Here is a 20,481-nt window from a genome sequence, read left to right as displayed (position 1 = left end):
AAACCGCAGAGGCTCGACTTGCCTAATAATATCCCTATAATGTTTTATGGCTTTTTTATTACCTAAATAATTTTAATATATTATGCCACAAACGATTAAAGCAAAAAGTCATGTACTTGCTGTCTTTGACTTTGACGGTACCTTGACCAGACATGATAGTTTTCTGCCATTTCTACGCTTCGCATTTGGCAAACGACGCTTTATCAAAAACATGACCAAGCTCGTTATCCCAACGCTCAGATGCATGCGGCGAAAACTCACCCGTGATGAGCTTAAAGAAGTGCTGATCACCCTGTTTCTTACCGACGTTGATGAGGCATGGTTAAAGGCCAAAGCCGAAGAATACTGCGATCGGTATTGGACACACCTTATGCGCCCAAAAGGTTTGATGGCCGTCGCCGCCGAGGTCTCCGCCGGCGCCGAAGTCACACTATGTTCGGCATCGCCAATGCTCGTCCTCCAGCCTTTTGCCAACCGCCTAGGCATCAAACTTATCGGTACGCAGCTGGAGAGCGTTAACGGCGTACTTACCGGCCGTATTGTTGGCCATAACTGTCGCTGTATTCAGAAAATCCGCCGGCTTGAATCAATCTATGGTTCTCTCAGCAACTTTCACCTTAAGGCATGGGGCGACTCACGCGGGGATTATGAATTGTTGGCCGCCGCAAAGGATGCCCACTGGCGGCATTTCCATCCCGTCTGGCGCTCCAGGAAACGTCCGCTCGCCCCGCTGCATACCAAACATCTTGGTGACCAGCGATAACATCTGCACCAAGGTGTTATGCCAAGGGTGGCAGGGAAAGCAGAAAGAAAATATTCACACAGTGAATTTTTAATAAAAATCCGCCAAGCAGGATGGCCGCATAAAAAAGTCCGCAACAAACTCATATTATTGCGGACCTTCGTTTATTCGGCCGATAGGTGCGGCTTTAGTCTGTCTGTTATTGCGGTAATAGAGTCATCAAACAGCAAGAACCAATAACTCCGTTAGTGGTTAATCCCCGCGAATGACAAACGGCAGCCCTATCAGGATGCGTTAATGCCGTATTGAGCACAAACGGATGCCAGCCCGCCGGTATAACCCTGACCGACGGCACGGAATTTCCACTCACTGCCGTGACGATAAAGTTCACCGAACAGCATCGCGGTCTCGGTAGAGGCGTCTTCCGACAGATCGTAACGTGCAACTTCAGTCTGGGTATCGTCATTGACCAGGCGGATAAATGCGCCGGAAACCTGACCAAAGCTCTGACGACGCGCCTGCGCATCGTGGATGGTGACCACAAAAATCACTTTATCTACATCCGCAGGAACGGCATCCAGTTTAATCTTCAGGGATTCATCATCGCCGTCACCTTCACCGGTGCGGTTATCACCGGTATGGGTTATCGAGCCGTCGGTTGATGTCAGGTTGTTATAGAAAATAAAGTCGGCGTCGCCGCGCACTTTGCCATTCGCCGCCAACAGGAAAGCAGACGCGTCCAGGTCAAAGTCCTGACCATCGGTAGAGCGAGCATCCCAGCCCAGGCCAATCAACACATTTTTCATGGTTGGCGCCGTTTTGGTCAGAGAAACGTTACCGCCTTTCGAAAGAGAAACACTCATTAGTTAACCTCATTATTAATTATGGATTTTAGTCGGGAGGCCTGGAGATTAATTCCCCTTAACCTCGGGTTCAGCCTTTGCCGGGAATAAGACGCTGGCCAGAATACCCAACGCCAGAACACCCAGAACAATATAAAGACTGGTGGTCGCAGCAATGCTGTATCCGTGGTGCCAGATATGATCTGTCGCATTGAGCCCCAGCTTTATCGCGATAAAGAACAGCAGCACGATCACCGCTTTCTCCAGGTGAACCAGGTACTGCTTCAACGCTTCCAGCACGAAATAGAGCGTGCGCAGGCCCAGAATGGCGAACATCATCGCGCTGTAGACGATCAGCGGTTCACGGCTGACCGCAATCACCGCCGGCACCGAATCAAAGGCAAACATCACATCAGAGAGTTCGACCACGGCCACGCACAGCATCAGCGGCGTGGCGTAGAGCGCGGCCTTTCTGCCGCGTCCGACGGTGACATCGCGGTTTTCCGCCTTCTTTAGCTCCTCATCGACATCCTTCTGGGTCAGCAGGAACGCGTGGCCGCTCAGCTTCGGCCAAATAGGGAAAAAGCGTTTTACCATGCGGTAGGCCAGATGCTGTGAGTAATCCTCAATGTCGTCATCATCGTCTCCGCTCTTGAGCATCATCACCGCCGTCCACGCCACCACGAGCGCAAAGACAATTTCAACGTACGGCCCGAGACTCAGCAGGCCGGTGCCCAGCGCAACGAAAAGCCCGCGGAAGACGATGGCGCCGATAATGCCCCAGTAAAGAACCCGGTGACGGTAGCGATCCGGCACGGCAAACCAGGAGAAAATCGCCATCATGACAAACAGGTTGTCGACGGACAGCACTTTCTCCAGCGCATAACCCGTCACAAAGAGGCTAGCAACCTCCGCGCCGTGATGAAGATAGAGAAAACCGGCAAAGGCCAGTGCGACAACGATCCAGAAGACGGACCAGAGGGCGGCGCTCTTCAGTGAGATCGGCTTGTCGTGGCGATGCATAAACAAGTCAATAAAAATGGCGCCGACCGCTAACGTGACAAAAACGATAACGGTTTCAGCCGGAAAGCCGATATGTGTTGTAACCATGATGAACCCTTAACGATCAGAGGCCAAATTCTGCCGGGGAGAAGCCCAACGCAACGGCGATTTCACGCACGGCCGTTTGCTCATCCCGATCAAAATTGCCGTCGCTTTTGGCAACGGCGATGCCGACACGCAGCGCCAGCTGCGCCGCCTCTGGCTGATCTTTAAGTGCAAGGGCATACTTCATGGTTTCCCCTTTGCCGATCTCCATATCGAAATCGAAGCTGGAGACCAATTTATTGAAAAATTCGATCACTTCGTTGGTGTCGAAAACTTGCAGTTCTTCGGAGGAACGCAGAAAACCCATCATTTTCTGTTTTTCTTCAGCGCTTACGCCGTCACTCGCCACGGCAATGCGTGCACAAATGGCAACCGTGCCCTGCATAAACTTTTTGTTCTTATAGCGGCCAACCTGACGCGTCAATTCTTCACGACCCGAATTGAATACGCCTTTTACTTTGCCAATAAAGCCCATACCGTAATCCTTCACTCTGCTGTTATTTAGAACCGGCGGTCCAACGAAACCCCCAGTTAAACGCCCTGTCCATCTCCTGCTGCCCTTTAAAATACTGATTGATGCGCTCAACTCTGATGGAACCCTGCTCATTAACGAGTCTGGCAATCGCGCACAGGGTGCGACGGTTTTCACCTTCGGTGAGCCGGGTTTCGATCGGCGGCTGATCCGGCACATGAATCGTGACGACGCCATCGGTCTTATCCCAGCTGGGAACGCCCTCATAGATAAAGGCGTAAATCAGTACTTCATGAATGTGTTTCCACTCGTGGCCGTTGATATGCAGCCATTCGCCGTCAGAAACGTCTCCGGTGCGGTCATCCCCCTGTAACTGCACGTAGGGTTCGCCGTGGTAGCTGCCAAATGCGTTGCCCAATGCCTGAATGACGGTCTTATAGCCGTCCTGGAGCTTCACGAACGCCCCTAAATCCAGGTCAATGCCTTTGGCGCCAAATATCCCGGCCAAACCAGACCGGCTGCTTCCCCGGTGCCAGTTCAGGTTGATGCGGATCTCACCGAAATTGTCGCGCTTGGTCAGGCTGATCGCCGGTTTTTCTTTGGTCAGAGAGACTTTACTCAGGCTGATTGTATTTTCTGGCGGCGTCGCGGCGGCGGGGGGAGCAGCGGGCGCCGGAGTCGGCTCATCAGCGATATCCACGCCATAGTGCTCGGCAAGCGGTTTCAACCCGCCGTTAAACCCTTGGGCGACAAAGCGGAATTTCCATTCATTGTTGCGCCGATAGAACTCACCCAGTATCAGCGCCGCCTCCTGGCGCCCCGCAAGCTCGACCTGCCCGCCGGCAAGGCATGAAGCGCCCTGCTCAACGTCGATACGCAGACTACGCAGCGCCGCAACGGTCTGCTGGCCGTCACAGGTGACCGTAAACGCCACTTTCTGCACATCGGCATGCAGCTGGTTTAACGATACGGTGAACAGGGTGCTCTGGCCTTCATTCACCAGGCTGATTGAGTCGTCATCGTTGCGGGGCTGACCGTAAAACACCATGTCGGCATCGCCCCTGACCTTGCCGTCAGCAAACAAACGGAAGGCGGAGGCGTCGACAGAGCCTCCGGCGGTGATCCGGACACACAGCGTCTGCGAAGGGACGGGGACGTTACCCCCTGGAGTCAGCATCATGATTAGCGCACCACGGTGGCGACGATGTCATCGTGCATATCGTCAATCGTGCGGCCGCGGCTGGCGTTGCCGTGGGCGGTGAAGTCCCAGCTATTGTTATTACGGCGTAATGACGCAATCACAATCCCGGTATGCGATCCCTGCTCGGTCAGTGCATAACGAGCCAGTTCGGTATCGGACTGATCGACGACGCGGCAAAAAGCGTTGTCGACGTCATTGAAGGTTTGTCCGCGGAAGCTGTTGACGGTGAAGGCAAGATATTCAACCTTGGCGGGAAGCTTGCTCAGATTCACCTTAATCACTTCATCGTCGCCATCCCCCTCCCCGGTCAGATTATCTCCGCCATGAATGACAGAACCGCAGCTGGATTTAAGCTTGCCAAACCAGATGGTGTCAATTTTATTGCCTGCGCTGTCCATAAGAACACAGCTGGCGTCCAAATCAATCTCATCGTTCTTGCCAAAAAGGCTTGCAAGCAATCCTTTTTTCTTAACCGGATCCCAACCGAGTCCGAATTGTAAACGGCTTAACGAAGATGATTGTTTACTGAGTGACACAGTCTGATTCTTGCTTAACGAAACCATATTTCATTCCTTGGAGAGGTTTAATTATCACAATAAAGTTAGCTATCAGCAGGCTGGGTAAAAATCATATCATGATGCACAACCCTTACAAGGGAAAGTTTATATCCCTTATTGATTAAAGATAACAAAGTAATAAATAATAGATAAAAAACATGTAGTTAATAAAACACAGTCATATGGATATGTATCACAAATGCAAGAAAACTTATCATCAGCCTATAATTGACATTATCTCCATCCATTCATAGACTGGCCTACTCGTTTTTTCCGTGCCTTTACCTTGTGTCGTTATGCATTCATGAATGAAAAATTTAACTTATGGGAACGCGCTAATCCCAACGGGCATCACGAAACACGCTCGGTACTTTCTTAAAAATTGTAAATTAAATGTTACTATCAATAGTTACGCATTACTAATTAAAATAGAATATTCTTAAAACAAATAAATCAAATAATAGAAAATTCTTAATTCTTAGTTGTTTCTTAATTTAGTAAAGCAGGATTAATGAAAGCGGGTGCGGTTTATTTTTTTGACGCTAACGCCCAGCCGGAAAGGCCCGCTGCCCGCGTGACGGCGAGATCGATAATGATGCGGCCCCGCCCCCCTGCTCAACGTACTAACTATCTTAATTGAGGCCGTATTATGTCTTTAATCACTGAGGGTACCGTTTATCGCCGGGCACTGCATAGCGGTACGATTCAGGTTATCCCCCAGCGCGGCGATTATGCGCTTGAGACGCTGTTTGAGATTGCCGAAAGACGAAATCCGAAACGGGCCTTTCTGTTCGTCAGCAAGGTGCTGGGGAGGCATATCCCGGTGGCGCCGCGGGTAATGCGTCAGGTCTACCGTCAGCTCGCCGGCCAGTTCCCCGCTTCACTCCCTGAGCCTGTGCTGTTCATCGGGATGGCGGAAACGGCCGTCGGCCTGGGGGCCGGCGTATTTGATGAAGTCAGACGGCAATACCGCCATAGCGTTTACCTCACCTCCACGCGTCACCCTGTCGAGGGAGAGCTGCTGTGTGAATTTAAGGAAGAGCACAGCCACGCCACCGACCATCTTATTTATCTGCCCGAATCCCCTGAAATGCGTCGCAGGGTAGCGGCCGCACGCACCCTGGTGCTGATCGACGACGAAGCCACGACCGGCAACACCTTTATCAACCTGCTGACCGCGTTACGCGCCACGGGAAAGCTTGCCCAGTTGGAGCAGATTGTCGCAGTAACGCTTACCGACTGGAGCAACGACGCATTACGCCAACGTAGCCCGCTCCCCGTCAGCGCCGTATCACTGGTCAGTGGCCAGTGGCGCTGGGAACCCGCGCGGGATGCAGCGGTGCCGGTTATGCCCTCGGTGAATGTCACCTCCCGCGGCGCCTGGAACATTGTGGGAAAACAGTCCTGGGGCCGTCTGGGCATGACCGAGCCTGCCGGCGATTTCGGGCGCAATATTACGGCGTCATCCGCGGAACGTATCCTGGTGCTGGGAACCGGCGAGTTTGTCTGGGAACCCTACCTGCTTGCAGAACGGCTGGAACAGGCAGGCGCCGCCGTTGTTTACAGTTCAACCACCCGTTCTCCCATCGCTACCGGCTTTGCCATTAAGTCAGCGATTGCCTTCACGGACAACTATGGCCTGGGCATCGCCAATTTTGTTTACAACGTGGCTCACCAGCGCTTTGACCGCATCCTGCTTTGCATCGAGACGCCTGCGCAAAGTGTGGACAGCCTGCTGTTAACAGCGCTGGCCGACGTGGCTCCCGTGGTGGAGGTTGTGACCTATGAATAAACCGGTTGTTCTCAGCGATCTCGACGACACGCTTTTCCAGACCCGGCGCAAAATGGTTGGCGAGCTGGCGCAGCAGCCTTTTCGCACCGCGGCACTCGACAAGGATCTGCACCCGCGCAGCTTTATGAATGAAGAACAGTCCATGCTGGTGGACTGGTTACTGGCGCAGGCGGAGCTCATTCCGGTGACGGCCCGTGGCACAGAAGAAATCAGCAGGGTTACCATCCCCTTCCGCTCGTGGTCCATCACGACACACGGCGCTGTCATTCTGGCGCCGGACGGGGCGCCGGACCAGGAGTGGCAGGCAATGATGCTGCAGAATCTGGCGCCCTACCGGGAAAGGTTGCTGTCAATGCAACAGTCCATCACCCGGATGATGGCAACCGCGGGCATTAACGCCTGGGCCAGACTCAACGTCGAATATGACAACACGCCCATCTACCTGGTGATGAAACACCGGGACAGCAGCCGTCTCGATGAGCTGTATTCCATGGCTGATGACCTCGCTCAGCGCTTCTCTACCGAGGGATTTTACATTCACCGTAACGGCAATAACGTCGCCTGGGTGCCTCAGCCCGTTGAGAAAGGGCTGGCCGCCACCTGGCTGTTGGACAAACTCAGAGCGGAACGCGGCGTTTTCCCGGTTATCGGCCTTGGCGACAGCCTCAGCGATCATCGGTTTATGAAACTGTGTAGCTGGTTCGCGATCCCTCACCAGAGCCAGTTCGCCGATGCCATTGCACGGCGTATTTTCGGGGAAAAATAATATGCGGCACATTACACCTTTTTCCGGCTCTTATTTACCTGATGACGTACAGTTTTTGTTAAAACCGCTGGTGATGGAGATGACGCCGGTAGAAAGGAAAGAGGAGCTGATCCAGTCAGGCCAAAAGCATTACTCGGATATGCTGAGCCAGGAGCCGGCCCCGACGCCCTGGCATCTTGATCTCTTCTCCCAGGCCCTGAAGCGGGGCGCCGACAGGCTGGCGAGAGAAGTCACGCAAATCGCCATCGAACTGGCACACCGATTCGGTGATGAACCCATTGTTTTAGTCAGCCTGGTCAGGGCCGGTGTCCCGCTCGGCGTCATGCTGCACCAGACGCTGCGGGAGATGGGCAAGACATCCTATCACTATGGCATCAGCATTATTCGCGACCGGGGGATTGATTCATCAGCTCTGGGAATGATTGAAGGCCGTCACGGCACGCAGGGAATAGTATTCGTCGACGGCTGGACGGGAAAAGGCGCCATCACGGGTGAACTGATCCGGACTTTGGCTGGACGGGCGGGCTATCCGCAGCAGCCTCGCCTCGTGGTGCTGGCCGACCCTTGCGGCTGTTCATGGCTGGCGGCCAGCGATGATGACTGGCTGATACCGTTCGGCATTATGGGCGCGCCGGTCTCCGGGCTTATCTCACGCTCGGTATGGTCCGCCAGCGGGTTACACGGCTGCGTCATTTGCGACCATCTGCAGGAATATGAGTGCAGCCGCATGCTGGTGGACACCGTCGCCCGCCACCGTAAACAGCTTGCCCTATCCTCGCTTGCGCCACTGCGCTGGCGCAGGGAAAACAATGCCGCGCTCTGGCAGACCAGCCGCGATGTTATCGCCCATCTTGCCGACGCCTACGCCGTCGACAGCGTAAATCGCATCAAGCCCGGCATCGCCGAGGCCACCAGGGCCGTGCTGCGCCGCGTTCCGGACCACGTTTTTGTCCGCACGATAGACGATCCTGACGTTGCCCTGCTGGTCGCTCTTGCCCGGGATAAAGGGATCGCCGTGACTGAAATGGGCAACGCCATTGGCCAGTACAGAGCCGTCACCATCATAAAAAAGGTTCTTTGATGATACATCGTCTCTCTCCGTGGAATCTCGGCGCGACGCTCTATATGCCCGCCACCCGGACTGATATCGCCGACGCCGTGATACGCGGCAAAATCCCCGGCCTGCGTTCGCTGATTATCTGCCTTGAAGATGCGGTCAGCGATGCGGATATCCCGCTCGCTCTGCAAAACCTTAAACAGCTGATGCAGGAGCTGAATGCGGCCAAGGCCGCCAAGGGGAATGACGGCTGGCCGCTGGTGTTTATCCGCCCCCGGCATGCGGAAATGGGAAAACGGCTGATCGAGCAGTTTGATTTAACCGCCGCCGACGGAATGGTGCTGCCCAAGTTCACGCTTGCCTCACTGCCGGCCTGGTGGACGCTGATATCAGATACGCATTTGTGCCTGATGCCGACGCTGGAAACCGCAGACGTCTTTGATATCGTGCAAATGCGTGAGCTGGCGACAACGCTGGTTTCACACCCCTGCCGCGGCAGGATTATTGCGCTGCGCATTGGCGGCAACGATCTGATGAACGTCATCTCATTACGCCGGCCGCGCAACCTGACTCTCTATGACGGCCCGATGGGCTACGTGATCAAAATGCTGGTTGCCGTGTTTGGCCCGCAGGGTTTTTCGCTGACCGCACCCGTCTGCGAACATATTGACGATTATGCGGTCATGGCCAAAGAGTTATCCCTGGATATCTCGCACGGGCTGGTGGGTAAAACAGCGATTCATCCGGAACAGATCGGCATTATTGAGCAAGCGCTGATGGTCTCTGCAGACGAGCACGCGGATGCATTGCGCATCCTCAATACCACACAGGCCGTATTTAAATCTCAGGGCGCGATGTGCGAGCCGGCCACGCATCGCCGCTGGGCGGCCGGAATCCTGAAGCGCGCCGGCATTTATGGGCTCTACGGCGAGCAGGGCGGGAGCGCAACGGCCGTTGACACCTCCGCCCTGACAGCTCACAGACAACAGCCCGTCAGCGTGACGTCCTGACGGGCCGGCCCGATGAAGTAAGAAGGCGCCGTACTTCATTATTTTTGCGGCGCTCCGACAGCGGCAAGCGGCCGTCTGCGGCCCGAAAACGTCAGCCAGATAAGCAGCGCCATGACGGCAATGCCGGCGAGGCTCATAAAGGCATCCCGCCACGAATAGTGCGTGGCGATCGCGCCCGCAACGGCGGGGCTGAGCGCCGCGCCGAACCCCTGCACCAGCATCACCAGCGCCTGCCCGGCATTAACGTGTCCGGTGCCATTGAGCAGCGAGGCGATAAATCCCGGCACCGCGACCCCCAGGATACCGGCGCTCAGCCCGTCAAAAATCTGCACGGGTATCGCCGCCCAGGGCGACGGCCATAGCGCGGCCGTCATAGCACGTACCGGGAGCACCATTAATGCCAGCAGGATCAGCTTTTGATAGCCATATTTCCGCACGTAGCGGGGCACCAGCAAGGCGACGGGGATCATCACGCACTGGGCGATGACCACCGTCATCGCGGCGTACAGCCCCGGATTAAAGGCGCGGGCCTGTTCCCCGGAGGCGACCTGCATACTCAGCATGGGAAGCTGCGCCGCATTGGAGAGATGAAACAGCAGCAGCGTCAGCCCGGTTAACATCAGGGCCGGCATTTTCACCAGCGTCGCCAGCGACGGCATCTGCGCCGGCGTTTCATCGGGCTTCAGGCCGCGGGCGACCCGGTGATCGATATCTTGCTCACGGATGGCAAACGCCGCCATCAGCGCGCCGCAGGTCATGACGATCATCAGTAAAAAGACAGCCCCTAACCCCCAGAACCAGCTTGCCGCGCCCGCCAGCAGCGCCGACAGCATATTGCCGCCGTGATTGTAGGCCTCGTTACGCCCGAGCTGATGGGCAAACAGCCGCTGTCCGACCAGGCCCAGCGTCAACCCGGCCATCAGCGGGCCGATCAGCGCCGCCGACACCCCGGCCGTCACCTGGCTGGCGTACACCATCAGCGGATGGGGGAAGAACCACAGCAGCAGCGTACCGCTCATAATCAGCAGCGCCGCCAGTGAAACGAGAAGCCGTTTACGCGCGGAGGCATCGGCCAGAATCCCCGCCGGCAGCGTCGCCACCAGCCCCGCAATACCGCCCGCGGTCATGACGTAGCCAATATCTTCGGCGCTCCAGCGGTCGTTAATCAAAAAAACGCCCAAAAAGGGGCCTAATCCATCACGAACATCCGACATAAAGAAACTGAGCAAACACAGCGCCTGCACTGAGCTTAATGGCATGTTACCTATCTCTTATCACTGGGGGACGGGATCAACAGCGCAGGTAGGTCGTTCTTGTCCGTGAACGGTGGCATAGCCCGCGACGAGGCGCTGGTTTTGACAGGGTTTCAGGCAGGGACCGCCGCGGGCGCCGCGACAACGCCACCAAGTGTAGCCGCACTTTGAAATAATGCGACACGGTGGCGTCAAGATTTTACCGCAGGCAAGATATTAGGCGGCCTGTTGTTACTGCGGCAAGGCGGAACGATCTGTTTCCTCCGCCGTTGCTGTCTGCGGTCGCGTCGTACAGACCATCCAATAATAATTGTTATTGTTAAAGGTAAACTCACTCAGCACCTCTAGCCCCAATTTACGGCTATGTGCAGCGTAAGAGCGCGGATTTATTTTATTCACAAAGGTGACCAATATATCGAAACGCTGCGCCATGCATTCACGGGCAAACGCAAATAATGCTTCCAGCACCCCGCTGCCCCGCACCGAGACATCGATGCAAATCGGCCCGTATTGGTAAGAGTTATCGACGGTTAACCGCTGGCCGGCGAATTCATATTCCCCCAGCCGACCGATCATATGCTGGAATAACGGCCAGGGAGACCAAAACGACCAGGACGCCGCCATCACAAACGCCACCACTTTGCCCGCCTGTTTGGCGACGAACAGCCCGCGCTCCTGTTCAATCAGCGCCACCAGCTGCGCTTCTGTCAGCCTGGTGGTGACAAACCCGTCCTTCCTGTCCTCGTCGCTGATGGTGTCTACCTGATAGCGACGGAGCAGCGCCGTAACCTGTTCAATATCCGCCACCTTGGCCACACAATATTCCATCTCTGTCTCCCCTCTCAAACGTGATATTTGCCATGCTCACCCCCGCGGGTGAACTCAATCAGGGCTGCTGGTACGCACGCCGGCGGGAGGTCAGCAGACCGCCGAAAACATTCACCAACAGGCCGATAATGATCACCAGGGCGCCGGCCAGCTGCGGGGCCGACAACCTTTCATCCAGAATGAATGCCGCGCTCAGGATCCCGACCACCGGCACCAGCAAGGTCAGCGGTGCAATACGCCAGGTCTCATAGCGGCTTAACAGCCGTCCCCAGATGGCGTAACCGAAGATAGTGGCAATAAATGCCAGATAGATCAGCGCCAGCAGCGTCGTCCCCTGCATATGCAGCAGGCTGTCCGTTATCGCGGCCTGGCCCTCAAACAGCCAGGAGGCAGCAAGAAAGGGCGCCACCGGCACCCACGCGCTCCAGACCACCAGCGACATCACCGGCACCGGGTGATTACGCATAATCACCTTGTTGGTAATATTGCCCAGCCCCCACGACAGCGCCGCCGCCAGGGTAAGCATCATGGTGGTGAGCGTGACGCCCCCTCCCATGCCCGCGCCGGCCAGCAGGAACAGGCCAATCGCGGCGATCGCGATACCGGCAATATGGTTCCAGCGCAATGACTCGCCCAGCATCAGGGCGCCCAGCAAGAGGGTGAAAAAAGCCTGCGCCTGCAGCACCAGTGACGCCAGCCCCGCCGGCATACCCAGTTTGATAGCCAGAAACAAAAAGGCGAACTGGCCAAAGCTGATGGTCATGCCATACGCCACCAGCCAGCGGAGCGGTACCCGGGGCGGTTTAACCAACAGGATGGCCGGAAACGCCACCAGCATAAAACGCAGCCCGGCCAGTAAAAACGGCGGCATGCCCTGCAGCCCCAGTTTTATCACCACGAAATTAAATCCCCAGGCCACAATCACACCGAGGGCCAACAGCATATCTTTCACCGACATGAAACCTTTCCTCCATTACGCATGGCTTAGCGTTTGGGCAATATCGGCCTGACGCACGAAAATAACGATCACCACACGGCGTTACCCACGGCAACGTTTGGTTTTCTATTAATACGCACGTTCACTCAGGCATTATTTGGGGCAAAAAAAACGACGAAGGGGCATATCTGCCGGCCCTGCTTATCCGCGTGAAATACACGTCGCCCTTTAACCTTAATATGTCAGGTCATTTACCCTCGCGCTAATCCAGACTTAATGATTAACGTAATGGGAAATAAAAAATCTTTGTTATCAATATGGTGATGGCATAATTTCCAAACCGTGATAATTAAATTACTATCAAACGGAATCATTTTACACATACAGTTCAGATCGAAATGGAGCAGAACAGATGCCTGTTGAAGAGGTGCCACCCGGCAAGCCGCTCAGCCGATATCGCCAGCTTACCGAGCAGATAAAGCAGGCGATTGACGCCGGTCTGTTGCCTCCCGATACGCGTTTGCCGTCGGTCAGAACCCTCGCCACGCAGTACAACATCAGCCTGACCACCGCGCTAAAGGCCTTGCGCACGCTGGAGGATGAGCATTACGCCGTGGCAAAACCCAAATCCGGCTTTTTTGTCGCGCCGCGGCAACGGCGGCAGCCAAAACCGCCGGCCGTTATCGAGCAGCCCCGCGAGATCGCGCCGCTTGATGAACAAACAGAACTGCATATGGCGATGGTCGGCGAGAATTGCCGCGTGCGTCTGGATCTGGCCAACGGCGACAGCGCGCTGTATCCCATCAGGAAGCTGGGGTTGATCATGCGGCAGCTGGGCTACAGCCAGCCCTCCCTGCTCGGGGATACGGTCAAAGGCACCGGCTATGGGCCGTTAAAAGCGGAAATCGCCCGGCGGGCGATCGACTACGGCTGCACGCTCACCCCGGAGACGATTTTAGTGACCAACGGCTGCATCGAGGCGCTGTCACTCGCGCTGCGCGCGACGGTCAACCCCGGGGATGCGGTCGCCGTTGAATCGCCCTGCTATTTTGTTTTATTGCAGATGCTGCGCAACCTCAACTTACGCGTGGTTGAAGTCGATGCCTGCCCGGCAGGCTATGTCGACAGTGAAAAGCTGGTGGCGCTTTTCCAAAGCAAAACCGTTAAGGTCTTTATTACCCTGGCCAATATTAATAACCCGCTGGGGAAAACCATACCGAACGAGGAAAAGGCCTATATCACCCGGCAGGCGGATGAAAACGGCGTAATTATTATTGAAGATGATACGTTTGGTGATACGGCCTTTGGCGGGCAGCGGCCTTTTCCCATGAGGGCCTTTAGCCCGCACGTCATTTTGTGCAGCGGTTTTTCTAAAACCGTGGCGCCCGGCATTCGCATCGGCTGGGTGCACAGTAACCATTACATCCGCAAAATCACCTCGCTGAAATATACCTCGACCATGGGCTCGCCCCTGCTATCGCAGGCGGCAATCAGCGAGCTGCTGCGAAACGGCGGCTATGACGCCCACCTGCGCAAGCTCAGGCGTGAGCTCGCCGGCCAGATCGGCAAGCTCCGCCAGCAGGTGCTGCAAACCTTCCCGCCGGGGACCAGGGTTTCCCAGCCGCAGGGCGGCTATGTGCTGTGGGTCGAGATGCCGTCGGACGCCCTGAATGTGCGCAGCCTGTTTATCAAGGCGCGCAACGCCGGGATCGGCATTGCCCCCGGGCATATTTTTGCCACCGACAACCGTTACGATCGCTGCTTCCGGCTGAATGCCGGGTTTGGTTACAACGCCGACGTCGAACAGGCGATAGCGCAGCTGGCGCAATGGTGTATTCAGTCGCAGCAGCAGGACGAGTCAGGCCAGAACGGACGTTGAAACCAAAATCGCACAAACAAAAAACCGGCTTACGCCGGTTTTTGGGAAATCATCGGAAATATTGCGCCCTCACACTGCGCTATCTCTAGGCAGACCCTGCATTTTCATCAATCTTTCCTGTCGACTCACGCAGCAGGTTTACCTCGGCGCGGTTGCTCACCCAGTAATCCGCCCGTTCGATGCCAAGCTTCTCGGGATGAAAGACGGGATCGACGCCTTCCGCCAGCTGCTTTTCATAGTCCTTCAGGCAGGTGAACGCCGTCTTGCGCAGCAGTAAAATGGCGATGATGTTCAGCCAGGCCATCAGCCCCACGCCAATATCGCCCATCCCCCACGCCAGGTCCGCCGTCTTCACCGTGCCGTAGACGGCCGAGGCCATCAGGCCGATTTTCAGCACCAGGGTAAGCCATGGGCGATGTATTTTACGGTTGAGATACGCAACGTTGGTTTCAGCGATGTAGTAGTAAGCCACGATGGTGGTGAAGGCAAAGAAGAACAGCGCGATGGCGACGAAGTAGCTGCCAAAACCGGGCATCATGCTTTCCATCGCGGTTTGCACATAGCCGGGACCGGCGGCAACGCCGGCAATCCCGGTATAAATTGCGGCTCCGTCCGGCCCCTGGACGTTGTACAGGCCGGTAATCAGCAGCATAAATCCGGTGGCGGAACACACGAACAGGGTGTCGATATACACCGAGAACGCCTGCACCAGCCCCTGCTTGGCCGGATGGCTGACGGCGGCGGCGGAAGACGCGTGCGGGCCGGTTCCCTGCGCAGCTTCGTTGGAATATACGCCGCGCTTCACGCCCCACATAATAGCCAGCCCTAAAATCGCGCCGAATCCGGCCTCAAGGCCGAACGCACTCTTCCAAACCAGCAAAATGATGCCTGGCAGCTGGTCAATATTGAGCGCCACGATCACGCAGGCTACGATGATGTAACCCAGCGCCATAAACGGCACCACGGTACTGGCGAAGCTCGCAATGCGCTTCACGCCGCCAAAGATGATAAAGCCCAGCAGCACGGCAATGATTGCCGCCGTCACATTCGGGCTGATGCCGAACGCGATATCCAGGCTGGCGCCGATGGAGTTGGCCTGCACGCCCGGCAATAACACGCCGCAGGAGAAGATGGTGGCGATGGCAAAAATCCAGGCGTACCACTTCATGCCCAGACCTTTCTCGATATAGAAGGCCGGGCCGCCGCGGTACTCGCCGTCCAGCTTCTCCTTATAAACCTGCCCCAACGTCGACTCCACAAAGGCCGAGCTGGAACCGAGAAACGCGACCACCCACATCCAGAACAGCGCCCCGGGGCCACCGAAGGTGATGGCGGTCGCCACCCCGGCAATGTTACCGGTGCCGACCCGTCCGGCCAGCGTCATGGACAGCGCCTGGAAGGAAGAGACCCCGGCGGCATTCGCCTTACCCTTGAAGATCAGACGCACCATCCCTTTCAGGTGGCGCAGCTGCAAAAATCGGCTACGTAAAGAAAAATACAGGCCGGTGCCGAGGCAGAGATAAATGAGCGCCTCGCTCCAGATCACGCCGTTGACGGCATTGACAAATTCATTCATGCAATCCAACCCCTTAGTTGATACCCTGGTAACGTTTGCAGTTGCCTGCTTAACACCAGGCGGTGCCGTCGAGCGTGAGATATCTGTTTTGCGCAGTGGGATAGTTACACCGTGCAACTAATTAACACATGTGTAACCTGTCGTAAAAAACGGCTTTTGGCAAGCGTCCCTATGTGGGGTACTTCCCATATTTAAACAATTTATTTGAGCGGCAAAGCCGGCGGAAAAGTAAGAAAAAACCGACATATCGCCTGCACAATATGTCGGTTAATCAATAGGTAACCTTCCAAGTGGCGTGAACCGCCAACGCATTGCACATGCGGCCGCGACTGCCTGATAAATATGCGTAAAAAATTCGTTATCACACTGATTTATAATGATATATCAGCACCCTTATTAACCACGTCATACTGTTTCCGAATGGAACGGGATTTTGGGGCTGGGCAGCGCGCTTTCCGCGCAAAGCCGCCGACATGATGATTCCTGTTTTGCGCTCGCGTGCCGCATGTTCCTACTGATGCAGCGGCCGGCCGACCGCCGCGAGAATCGACTCATGCATGGCCTCAGACAGCGTCGGATGCGCAAAGATCGCCGACAGCAGGCTCTCGTCCGTGGCCTCCAGATGATGGGCGATACCGAAGCCCTGGATCTGTTCGGTGACCTGTGCGCCCACCATATGCGCCCCCAGCAGCTCGCCGGTTTCGGCATCGAAAATCGTCTTGACGAAGCCCTCTGCCTCCGCGCTGGCCAGCGCCTTGCCATTGCCCTGATAGGCGAACTTACCGACCTTGATCGACCGCCCGGCGGCACGCGCCGCCGCCTCGGTCAGCCCCAGGCTGGCCACCTGCGGCCGGGCATAGGTGCAGCCGGGCACATAACCACGGTCAAGCCGGTGTACGCCTGCGACGCCGGCCAGCGTCTCGACGCAGATCGTCCCTTCATGGCTGGCCTTGTGCGCCAGGCACGGCGGGCCGGCCACGTCGCCGATCGCGTACAGGCCGAAGACGTTGGTGCGGCAAGCATCATCCGTCTTGATAAAACCGCGATCCAGCTCAACCCCCAGCGCCTCCAGCCCGAGCCCTTCAACGTTAGGCTGAACGCCGGCCGCCAGCAGCACATGCTCGGCCTCCAGCACCTGCCCGGCAGCGGCGTTCTGCAACGTGCAGCGCACGCCCGCCGCCGTGATCTGCACCTGCGTCACCTGGGTCTGGGTATGCACCTGAATACCGCGCCGCTCGAACGATTTACGCACCGCCGCCGAAACCTCGGCGTCCTCAACCGGCAAGATTTGTGCGGCCAGCTCCACCAGCGTCACTGTGCTGCCAAGGTCGTTGTAAAGGCTGGCGAATTCAACGCCGATGGCGCCGGAACCGATGATCAACAGGGATTTCGGTAACTTTGGCGGCTGCAGCGCCTCGAAGTAGGTCCAGATCCGCTCGCCGTCCGGCTCAATCCCCGGCAGCGTGCGCGGACGCGCGCCGGTAGCCAGGATCACGTGGTCGGCGCGGTAGTCGTTCTCGTCGCCTTTGGCATCGACCACCGTCACCTGCCCCTTGCCACGCAGGCGGGCGGCGCCGTCCAATACCGTGACGCCATTCTTCTTCAACAGGTACTCGACCCCGCCGGTCAACTGTTGCGACACCGAGCGGCTGAACTGCACCAGTTTTTGCAGATCGAAACTCACCTCGCCGACGCTGAACCCCAGCTGATCGGCATGGGCGATACTGTGCGCCACCTCGGCGCCGTGCAGCAGCGCCTTGGTTGGGATGCAGCCCCAGTTCAGGCAGATGCCCCCCAAATGCTGTTTCTCCACCAGCGCCGTACGCAGCCCGAGCTGTCCGGCGCGGATGGCGGCGACATAGCCTCCCGGCCCGCCGCCGATCACCAGTACATCGTATTTATCGTGCATCGCTCATCTCCTAAACAAATATCAGGCTTGGTGTTTCAACCCGTAGCTTGAGTTGCTGGAGAAAAGCCGCGCCCAGCGCCCCGTCGATCACCCGGTGATCGCAGGACAGCGACACCGTCAGCTGATGGCGTGCGACGATCTGCCCGTCACGCGCCACCGCCCGCATCTCGCCGGCGCCGATCGCCAGGATCGCGCCCTGGGGCGGGTTGATGATGGCGTCAAACTGACGTACGCCGAGCATGCCCAGATTTGACACGCTGAAGGTGCCGCCCTGGAACTCTTCGGGCTTGAGCGTACCGGCCTTCGCCCGGGTCACCATAGAATGGATGTCGTGTGAAATCTCGCTGAGCGACTTGCGGTTGGCGGCGCGCACGATGGGGGTAATCAGCCCGGCCGGCAGCGCAACGGCCACCGAAATATCGGCATCGGCAAAGCGCCGGATGCTCTGGCTGGCCTCGTCGAACTGTACGTTAACATCCGGCACCGCCACCAGCGCCTGCGCGCAGGCTTTGACCAGCAGGTCGTTAACCGAAACCTTGACGCCGGGCGCGCCCAGGTTGATTTCCTTGCGCAGCGCCAACAGGCGCTCCAGATCAAGATCGGCGGTCAGACGAAAATGCGGCGCATGCTGCTTGGAGGCCTGCAGGCGGCTGGCGATCGCCCGGCGCATGCCCGACATCGGCAGCGCTTCAAAAGCCGCCGGCGGCGCCTCCTGCGCAGGAGCGGCCGGCGGCTGCCCGTCGAGCAGCAGCGCCGCCGCCTGCACATCCTCACGGCTGACCCGCCCGCGTGAACCGCTGCGACGGCAGTCGTGCAGGTTGATCCCCAGTTTGCCGGCCAGACGGCGCGCCAGCGGGGTTGCCGCCACCTGGCTGTCGTCGGCGTGCGAGCGCGGCGCTTTACCCGAGCGCGCGGGCGGCGTCGCCGATGCGATACGGCCCCCGGCGGCAACGACGGCGTTCTCCAGATCGGCCACGGAGATACGTGCTTCACGTCCGCTGCCGCGCACCTTGCTCAAATCGATCCCCAGTTTGGCGGCCAGGCGCAGCGCGCGGGGCGTGGCATTGACCTGCGCGGCATCGGTGCTGCCCTGCAGGCCGCCCGGCACCTCGGTCTGTCCCGTGGCGGGCGCCGCGTTGCCCGACGGGGCGGCGGCTGCCGGCAGAGGCTTATCGGCCGCCGGCGCGGCCTGCGGAGATGCGGAAGGCGATACGACCGGCGCAGCCGCTGCTGTCGTCGTCAGGCTGGCGGCGAAGGCGTCCAGTTCGGCATCGCCAACCGCGGCCTCGGCCACCAGCGCCAGCACCGCCCCCACCTGCAGGGTATCGCCCTCGCGGGCTAACACCCGGCGCAGAGTGCCGCCAAAGGGGGCCTCAAGCACGTTGACGATTTTGCTGGTCTCGATCTCGCAGATTTCCTGCCCCTTGGTGAAACTGTCGCCCTCCCGGATATACCACTGCGCGAGCGAGCCTTCTTCCATCGACAGCCCCCACTTGGGCATTTCAAGCGTCTTGATATCACTCATGGCTCAATCCTCCAGCACTTGGCGAACCGCGGCCTCGATACGCTCGACGCTGGGGATCCACAGTTTTTCGAGGGCGGGAGAGAACGGCACCGGGGTATGCGGCGGCGTGACCAGCGCAATCGGCGCTTTGAGAAAATGGTGCGCCTGGGACGCGATCAGTGCCGCGACATCATGGGCAAAGCCGAAGCGCGCCGCCGATTCGTCGACGATCACCACGCGGCCGGTGGAAACCACCGACTCCAGGATCCCTTCCTCATCCAGCGGGGAAATCGTCCGCGGGTCGACCACCTCCACCGAGATGCCCTCTTTAGCCAGTTTGTCGGCCACCTGGTTGGCTTTATGCACCATTGCCGACAGCGCGATAATGGTGACGTCCTCCCCTTCGCGGGTGTAGTTGGCCACGCCCAGCGGGATGGCGTACGCCTCTTCCGGCACTTCGCCCTTGAGGTCGTAAAGCATTTTGTGTTCGCAGAACACCACCGGGTCGTCGTCGCGTATCGCCTGAATCAGCAGGCCCTTGACGTCATAAGGCGTGGACGGCACCACCACCTTCAGGCCCGGCGTGGTGGCGAAGATATTGTAGGGCGACTGCGAATGCTGGGCCGCCGCCGAGAAGCCGGCGCCGATCATGCCGCGCAGCACCATCGGCGCCTTGGCCTTGCCGCCAAACATGTAGCGGAACTTGGCGGCCTGGTTGTACAGCGCATCGTGGCTGACGCCGAAAAAGTCCATAAACATCAGCTCGGCCACCGGCCGCAGACCGGTCGCCGCCGCGCCGGCGGCCATGCCGACGATCGCCGACTCGGTAATCGGCGTGTCGATCACGCGCTCAGAGCCGAACTGCGTCCACAGCCCTTTGGTCACGCCCAGCACGCCGCCGAAGGCCTCGATCTTCGCCTCCTCCGGCGCATTGCCGCCATGCCCGCCACGCAGGTCTTCGCCAATCAACACCACGCGCTCGTCACGCTCCATTTCCTGGGCCAACGCTTCCTTGACCGCTTCACGATAGGTTTTTATAGCCATGGTTA

General features: G+C 57.7%; 18 protein-coding genes. 6 read left to right on the top strand and 12 right to left on the bottom strand.

From position 1 onward, the window contains the following. Window positions 1–82: 82 nt before the first annotated feature. A complete protein-coding gene (locus I6G83_RS07515) occupies window positions 83–763 on the top strand; it encodes an HAD family hydrolase (RefSeq protein WP_054305998.1) in 681 nt (226 codons plus the stop codon). A 263-nt stretch (window positions 764–1,026) separates the two neighbouring features. On the opposite strand, the gene terD is transcribed toward I6G83_RS07515, so the two are convergent. From terD to I6G83_RS07490, 5 genes are read right to left on the bottom strand one after another with little or no spacing between them, the layout of a single operon-like run. Beyond that, window positions 1,027–1,605 carry a tellurium resistance membrane protein TerD gene (gene terD, locus I6G83_RS07510; protein ID WP_054305999.1) on the bottom strand — a complete coding sequence of 193 codons (579 nt, stop codon included), beginning with the start codon at window positions 1,603–1,605 and terminating at the stop codon, window positions 1,027–1,029. A gap of 48 nt (window positions 1,606–1,653) precedes the next feature. Further along, complete coding sequence (locus I6G83_RS07505) at window positions 1,654–2,694, bottom strand: TerC/Alx family metal homeostasis membrane protein (protein WP_054306000.1); 1,041 nt, start codon at window positions 2,692–2,694, stop codon at window positions 1,654–1,656. Window positions 2,695–2,710: 16 nt separating this feature from the next. Continuing rightward, entirely contained in the window at window positions 2,711–3,166 is a 456-nt protein-coding gene (locus I6G83_RS07500; RefSeq protein WP_054306001.1) for a tellurite resistance TerB family protein, read from the bottom strand. 22 nt (window positions 3,167–3,188) lie between these two features. Further along, window positions 3,189–4,343, bottom strand: coding sequence for a TerD family protein (locus I6G83_RS07495; protein WP_054306002.1), 1,155 nt, complete (start codon window positions 4,341–4,343; stop codon window positions 3,189–3,191). A gap of 2 nt (window positions 4,344–4,345) precedes the next feature. Then, window positions 4,346–4,927 carry a TerD family protein gene (locus tag I6G83_RS07490; RefSeq protein ID WP_054306003.1) on the bottom strand — a complete coding sequence of 194 codons (582 nt, stop codon included), beginning with the start codon at window positions 4,925–4,927 and terminating at the stop codon, window positions 4,346–4,348. Between the two features lie 643 nt (window positions 4,928–5,570). On the opposite strand from I6G83_RS07490, the gene I6G83_RS07485 reads away from it, so the two are divergent. The 4 genes from I6G83_RS07485 to I6G83_RS07470 are packed head-to-tail and all read left to right on the top strand — an operon-like array spanning window position 5,571 to window position 9,546. Continuing rightward, window positions 5,571–6,713 carry a phosphoribosyltransferase domain-containing protein gene (locus tag I6G83_RS07485; RefSeq protein ID WP_054306004.1) on the top strand — a complete coding sequence of 381 codons (1,143 nt, stop codon included), beginning with the start codon at window positions 5,571–5,573 and terminating at the stop codon, window positions 6,711–6,713. Beyond that, a complete protein-coding gene (locus tag I6G83_RS07480) occupies window positions 6,706–7,479 on the top strand; it encodes an HAD family hydrolase (protein ID WP_054306005.1) in 774 nt (257 codons plus the stop codon). Before I6G83_RS07485 ends, I6G83_RS07480 begins: the two co-directional genes overlap by 8 nt. Window position 7,480: 1 nt before the next feature. Then, window positions 7,481–8,560, top strand: a complete 1,080-nt coding sequence (locus I6G83_RS07475; RefSeq protein WP_054306006.1) for a cysteine protease StiP family protein — start codon at window positions 7,481–7,483, stop codon at window positions 8,558–8,560. Then, window positions 8,560–9,546 (top strand): HpcH/HpaI aldolase/citrate lyase family protein, encoded by a 987-nt coding sequence (locus I6G83_RS07470; RefSeq protein ID WP_082394658.1) that lies wholly within the window; start codon window positions 8,560–8,562, stop codon window positions 9,544–9,546. The genes I6G83_RS07475 and I6G83_RS07470 overlap by 1 nt, the downstream gene beginning before the upstream one ends. Before the next feature lie 38 nt (window positions 9,547–9,584). Here the strand turns inward: I6G83_RS07470 and I6G83_RS07465 are convergent, their stop codons facing one another. From I6G83_RS07465 to I6G83_RS07455, 3 genes are all read right to left on the bottom strand, one after another. Beyond that, window positions 9,585–10,805 carry an MFS transporter gene (locus I6G83_RS07465; RefSeq protein ID WP_054306007.1) on the bottom strand — a complete coding sequence of 407 codons (1,221 nt, stop codon included), beginning with the start codon at window positions 10,803–10,805 and terminating at the stop codon, window positions 9,585–9,587. A 225-nt stretch (window positions 10,806–11,030) separates the two neighbouring features. Next, window positions 11,031–11,627 carry a GNAT family N-acetyltransferase gene (locus tag I6G83_RS07460; RefSeq protein WP_054306008.1) on the bottom strand — a complete coding sequence of 199 codons (597 nt, stop codon included), beginning with the start codon at window positions 11,625–11,627 and terminating at the stop codon, window positions 11,031–11,033. Between the two features lie 58 nt (window positions 11,628–11,685). After that, window positions 11,686–12,585, bottom strand: a complete 900-nt coding sequence (locus I6G83_RS07455) for an EamA family transporter (protein ID WP_054306009.1) — start codon at window positions 12,583–12,585, stop codon at window positions 11,686–11,688. 391 nt (window positions 12,586–12,976) lie between these two features. Between I6G83_RS07455 and I6G83_RS07450 the strand changes: the two genes are divergently transcribed. After that, window positions 12,977–14,443, top strand: a complete 1,467-nt coding sequence (locus I6G83_RS07450) for an aminotransferase-like domain-containing protein (RefSeq protein ID WP_054306010.1) — start codon at window positions 12,977–12,979, stop codon at window positions 14,441–14,443. An 85-nt stretch (window positions 14,444–14,528) separates the two neighbouring features. Here the strand turns inward: I6G83_RS07450 and I6G83_RS07445 are convergent, their stop codons facing one another. From I6G83_RS07445 to I6G83_RS07430, 4 genes are all read right to left on the bottom strand, one after another. Next, window positions 14,529–16,019, bottom strand: coding sequence for an alanine/glycine:cation symporter family protein (locus I6G83_RS07445; RefSeq protein WP_054306011.1), 1,491 nt, complete (start codon window positions 16,017–16,019; stop codon window positions 14,529–14,531). 511 nt (window positions 16,020–16,530) lie between these two features. Continuing rightward, window positions 16,531–17,928 (bottom strand): dihydrolipoyl dehydrogenase, encoded by a 1,398-nt coding sequence (gene lpdA, locus I6G83_RS07440; protein WP_054306012.1) that lies wholly within the window; start codon window positions 17,926–17,928, stop codon window positions 16,531–16,533. Between the two features lie 10 nt (window positions 17,929–17,938). Next, a complete protein-coding gene (locus I6G83_RS07435; RefSeq protein ID WP_054306013.1) occupies window positions 17,939–19,453 on the bottom strand; it encodes a 2-oxo acid dehydrogenase subunit E2 in 1,515 nt (504 codons plus the stop codon). Between the two features lie 3 nt (window positions 19,454–19,456). Further along, window positions 19,457–20,476 (bottom strand): alpha-ketoacid dehydrogenase subunit beta, encoded by a 1,020-nt coding sequence (locus I6G83_RS07430; protein ID WP_054306014.1) that lies wholly within the window; start codon window positions 20,474–20,476, stop codon window positions 19,457–19,459. Window positions 20,477–20,481 lie beyond the last annotated feature (5 nt).

It is taken from the genome of Serratia rubidaea, assembly GCF_016026735.1.
GTDB lineage: Bacteria > Pseudomonadota > Gammaproteobacteria > Enterobacterales > Enterobacteriaceae > Serratia_B > Serratia_B rubidaea.
Note: the sequence above shows the minus strand (reverse complement) of the source record. Positions and strands in the feature narration are given on the sequence as shown.

Bases quoted from the DNA above. Each gene is read 5' to 3' on its own strand.
- I6G83_RS07515 (WP_054305998.1), top strand. From the start codon at position 83: ATGCCACAAACGATTAAAGCAAAAAGTCATGTACTTGCTGTCTTTGAC.
- terD (WP_054305999.1), bottom strand. From the start codon at position 1,605: ATGAGTGTTTCTCTTTCGAAAGGCGGTAACGTTTCTCTGACCAAAACG.
- I6G83_RS07505 (WP_054306000.1), bottom strand. From the start codon at position 2,694: ATGGTTACAACACATATCGGCTTTCCGGCTGAAACCGTTATCGTTTTT.
- I6G83_RS07500 (WP_054306001.1), bottom strand. From the start codon at position 3,166: ATGGGCTTTATTGGCAAAGTAAAAGGCGTATTCAATTCGGGTCGTGAA.
- I6G83_RS07495 (WP_054306002.1), bottom strand. From the start codon at position 4,343: ATGATGCTGACTCCAGGGGGTAACGTCCCCGTCCCTTCGCAGACGCTG.
- I6G83_RS07490 (WP_054306003.1), bottom strand. From the start codon at position 4,927: ATGGTTTCGTTAAGCAAGAATCAGACTGTGTCACTCAGTAAACAATCA.
- I6G83_RS07485 (WP_054306004.1), top strand. From the start codon at position 5,571: ATGTCTTTAATCACTGAGGGTACCGTTTATCGCCGGGCACTGCATAGC.
- I6G83_RS07480 (WP_054306005.1), top strand. From the start codon at position 6,706: ATGAATAAACCGGTTGTTCTCAGCGATCTCGACGACACGCTTTTCCAG.
- I6G83_RS07475 (WP_054306006.1), top strand. From the start codon at position 7,481: ATGCGGCACATTACACCTTTTTCCGGCTCTTATTTACCTGATGACGTA.
- I6G83_RS07470 (WP_082394658.1), top strand. From the start codon at position 8,560: ATGATACATCGTCTCTCTCCGTGGAATCTCGGCGCGACGCTCTATATG.
- I6G83_RS07465 (WP_054306007.1), bottom strand. From the start codon at position 10,805: ATGCCATTAAGCTCAGTGCAGGCGCTGTGTTTGCTCAGTTTCTTTATG.
- I6G83_RS07460 (WP_054306008.1), bottom strand. From the start codon at position 11,627: ATGGAATATTGTGTGGCCAAGGTGGCGGATATTGAACAGGTTACGGCG.
- I6G83_RS07455 (WP_054306009.1), bottom strand. From the start codon at position 12,585: ATGTCGGTGAAAGATATGCTGTTGGCCCTCGGTGTGATTGTGGCCTGG.
- I6G83_RS07450 (WP_054306010.1), top strand. From the start codon at position 12,977: ATGCCTGTTGAAGAGGTGCCACCCGGCAAGCCGCTCAGCCGATATCGC.
- I6G83_RS07445 (WP_054306011.1), bottom strand. From the start codon at position 16,019: ATGAATGAATTTGTCAATGCCGTCAACGGCGTGATCTGGAGCGAGGCG.
- lpdA (WP_054306012.1), bottom strand. From the start codon at position 17,928: ATGCACGATAAATACGATGTACTGGTGATCGGCGGCGGGCCGGGAGGC.
- I6G83_RS07435 (WP_054306013.1), bottom strand. From the start codon at position 19,453: ATGAGTGATATCAAGACGCTTGAAATGCCCAAGTGGGGGCTGTCGATG.
- I6G83_RS07430 (WP_054306014.1), bottom strand. From the start codon at position 20,476: ATGGCTATAAAAACCTATCGTGAAGCGGTCAAGGAAGCGTTGGCCCAG.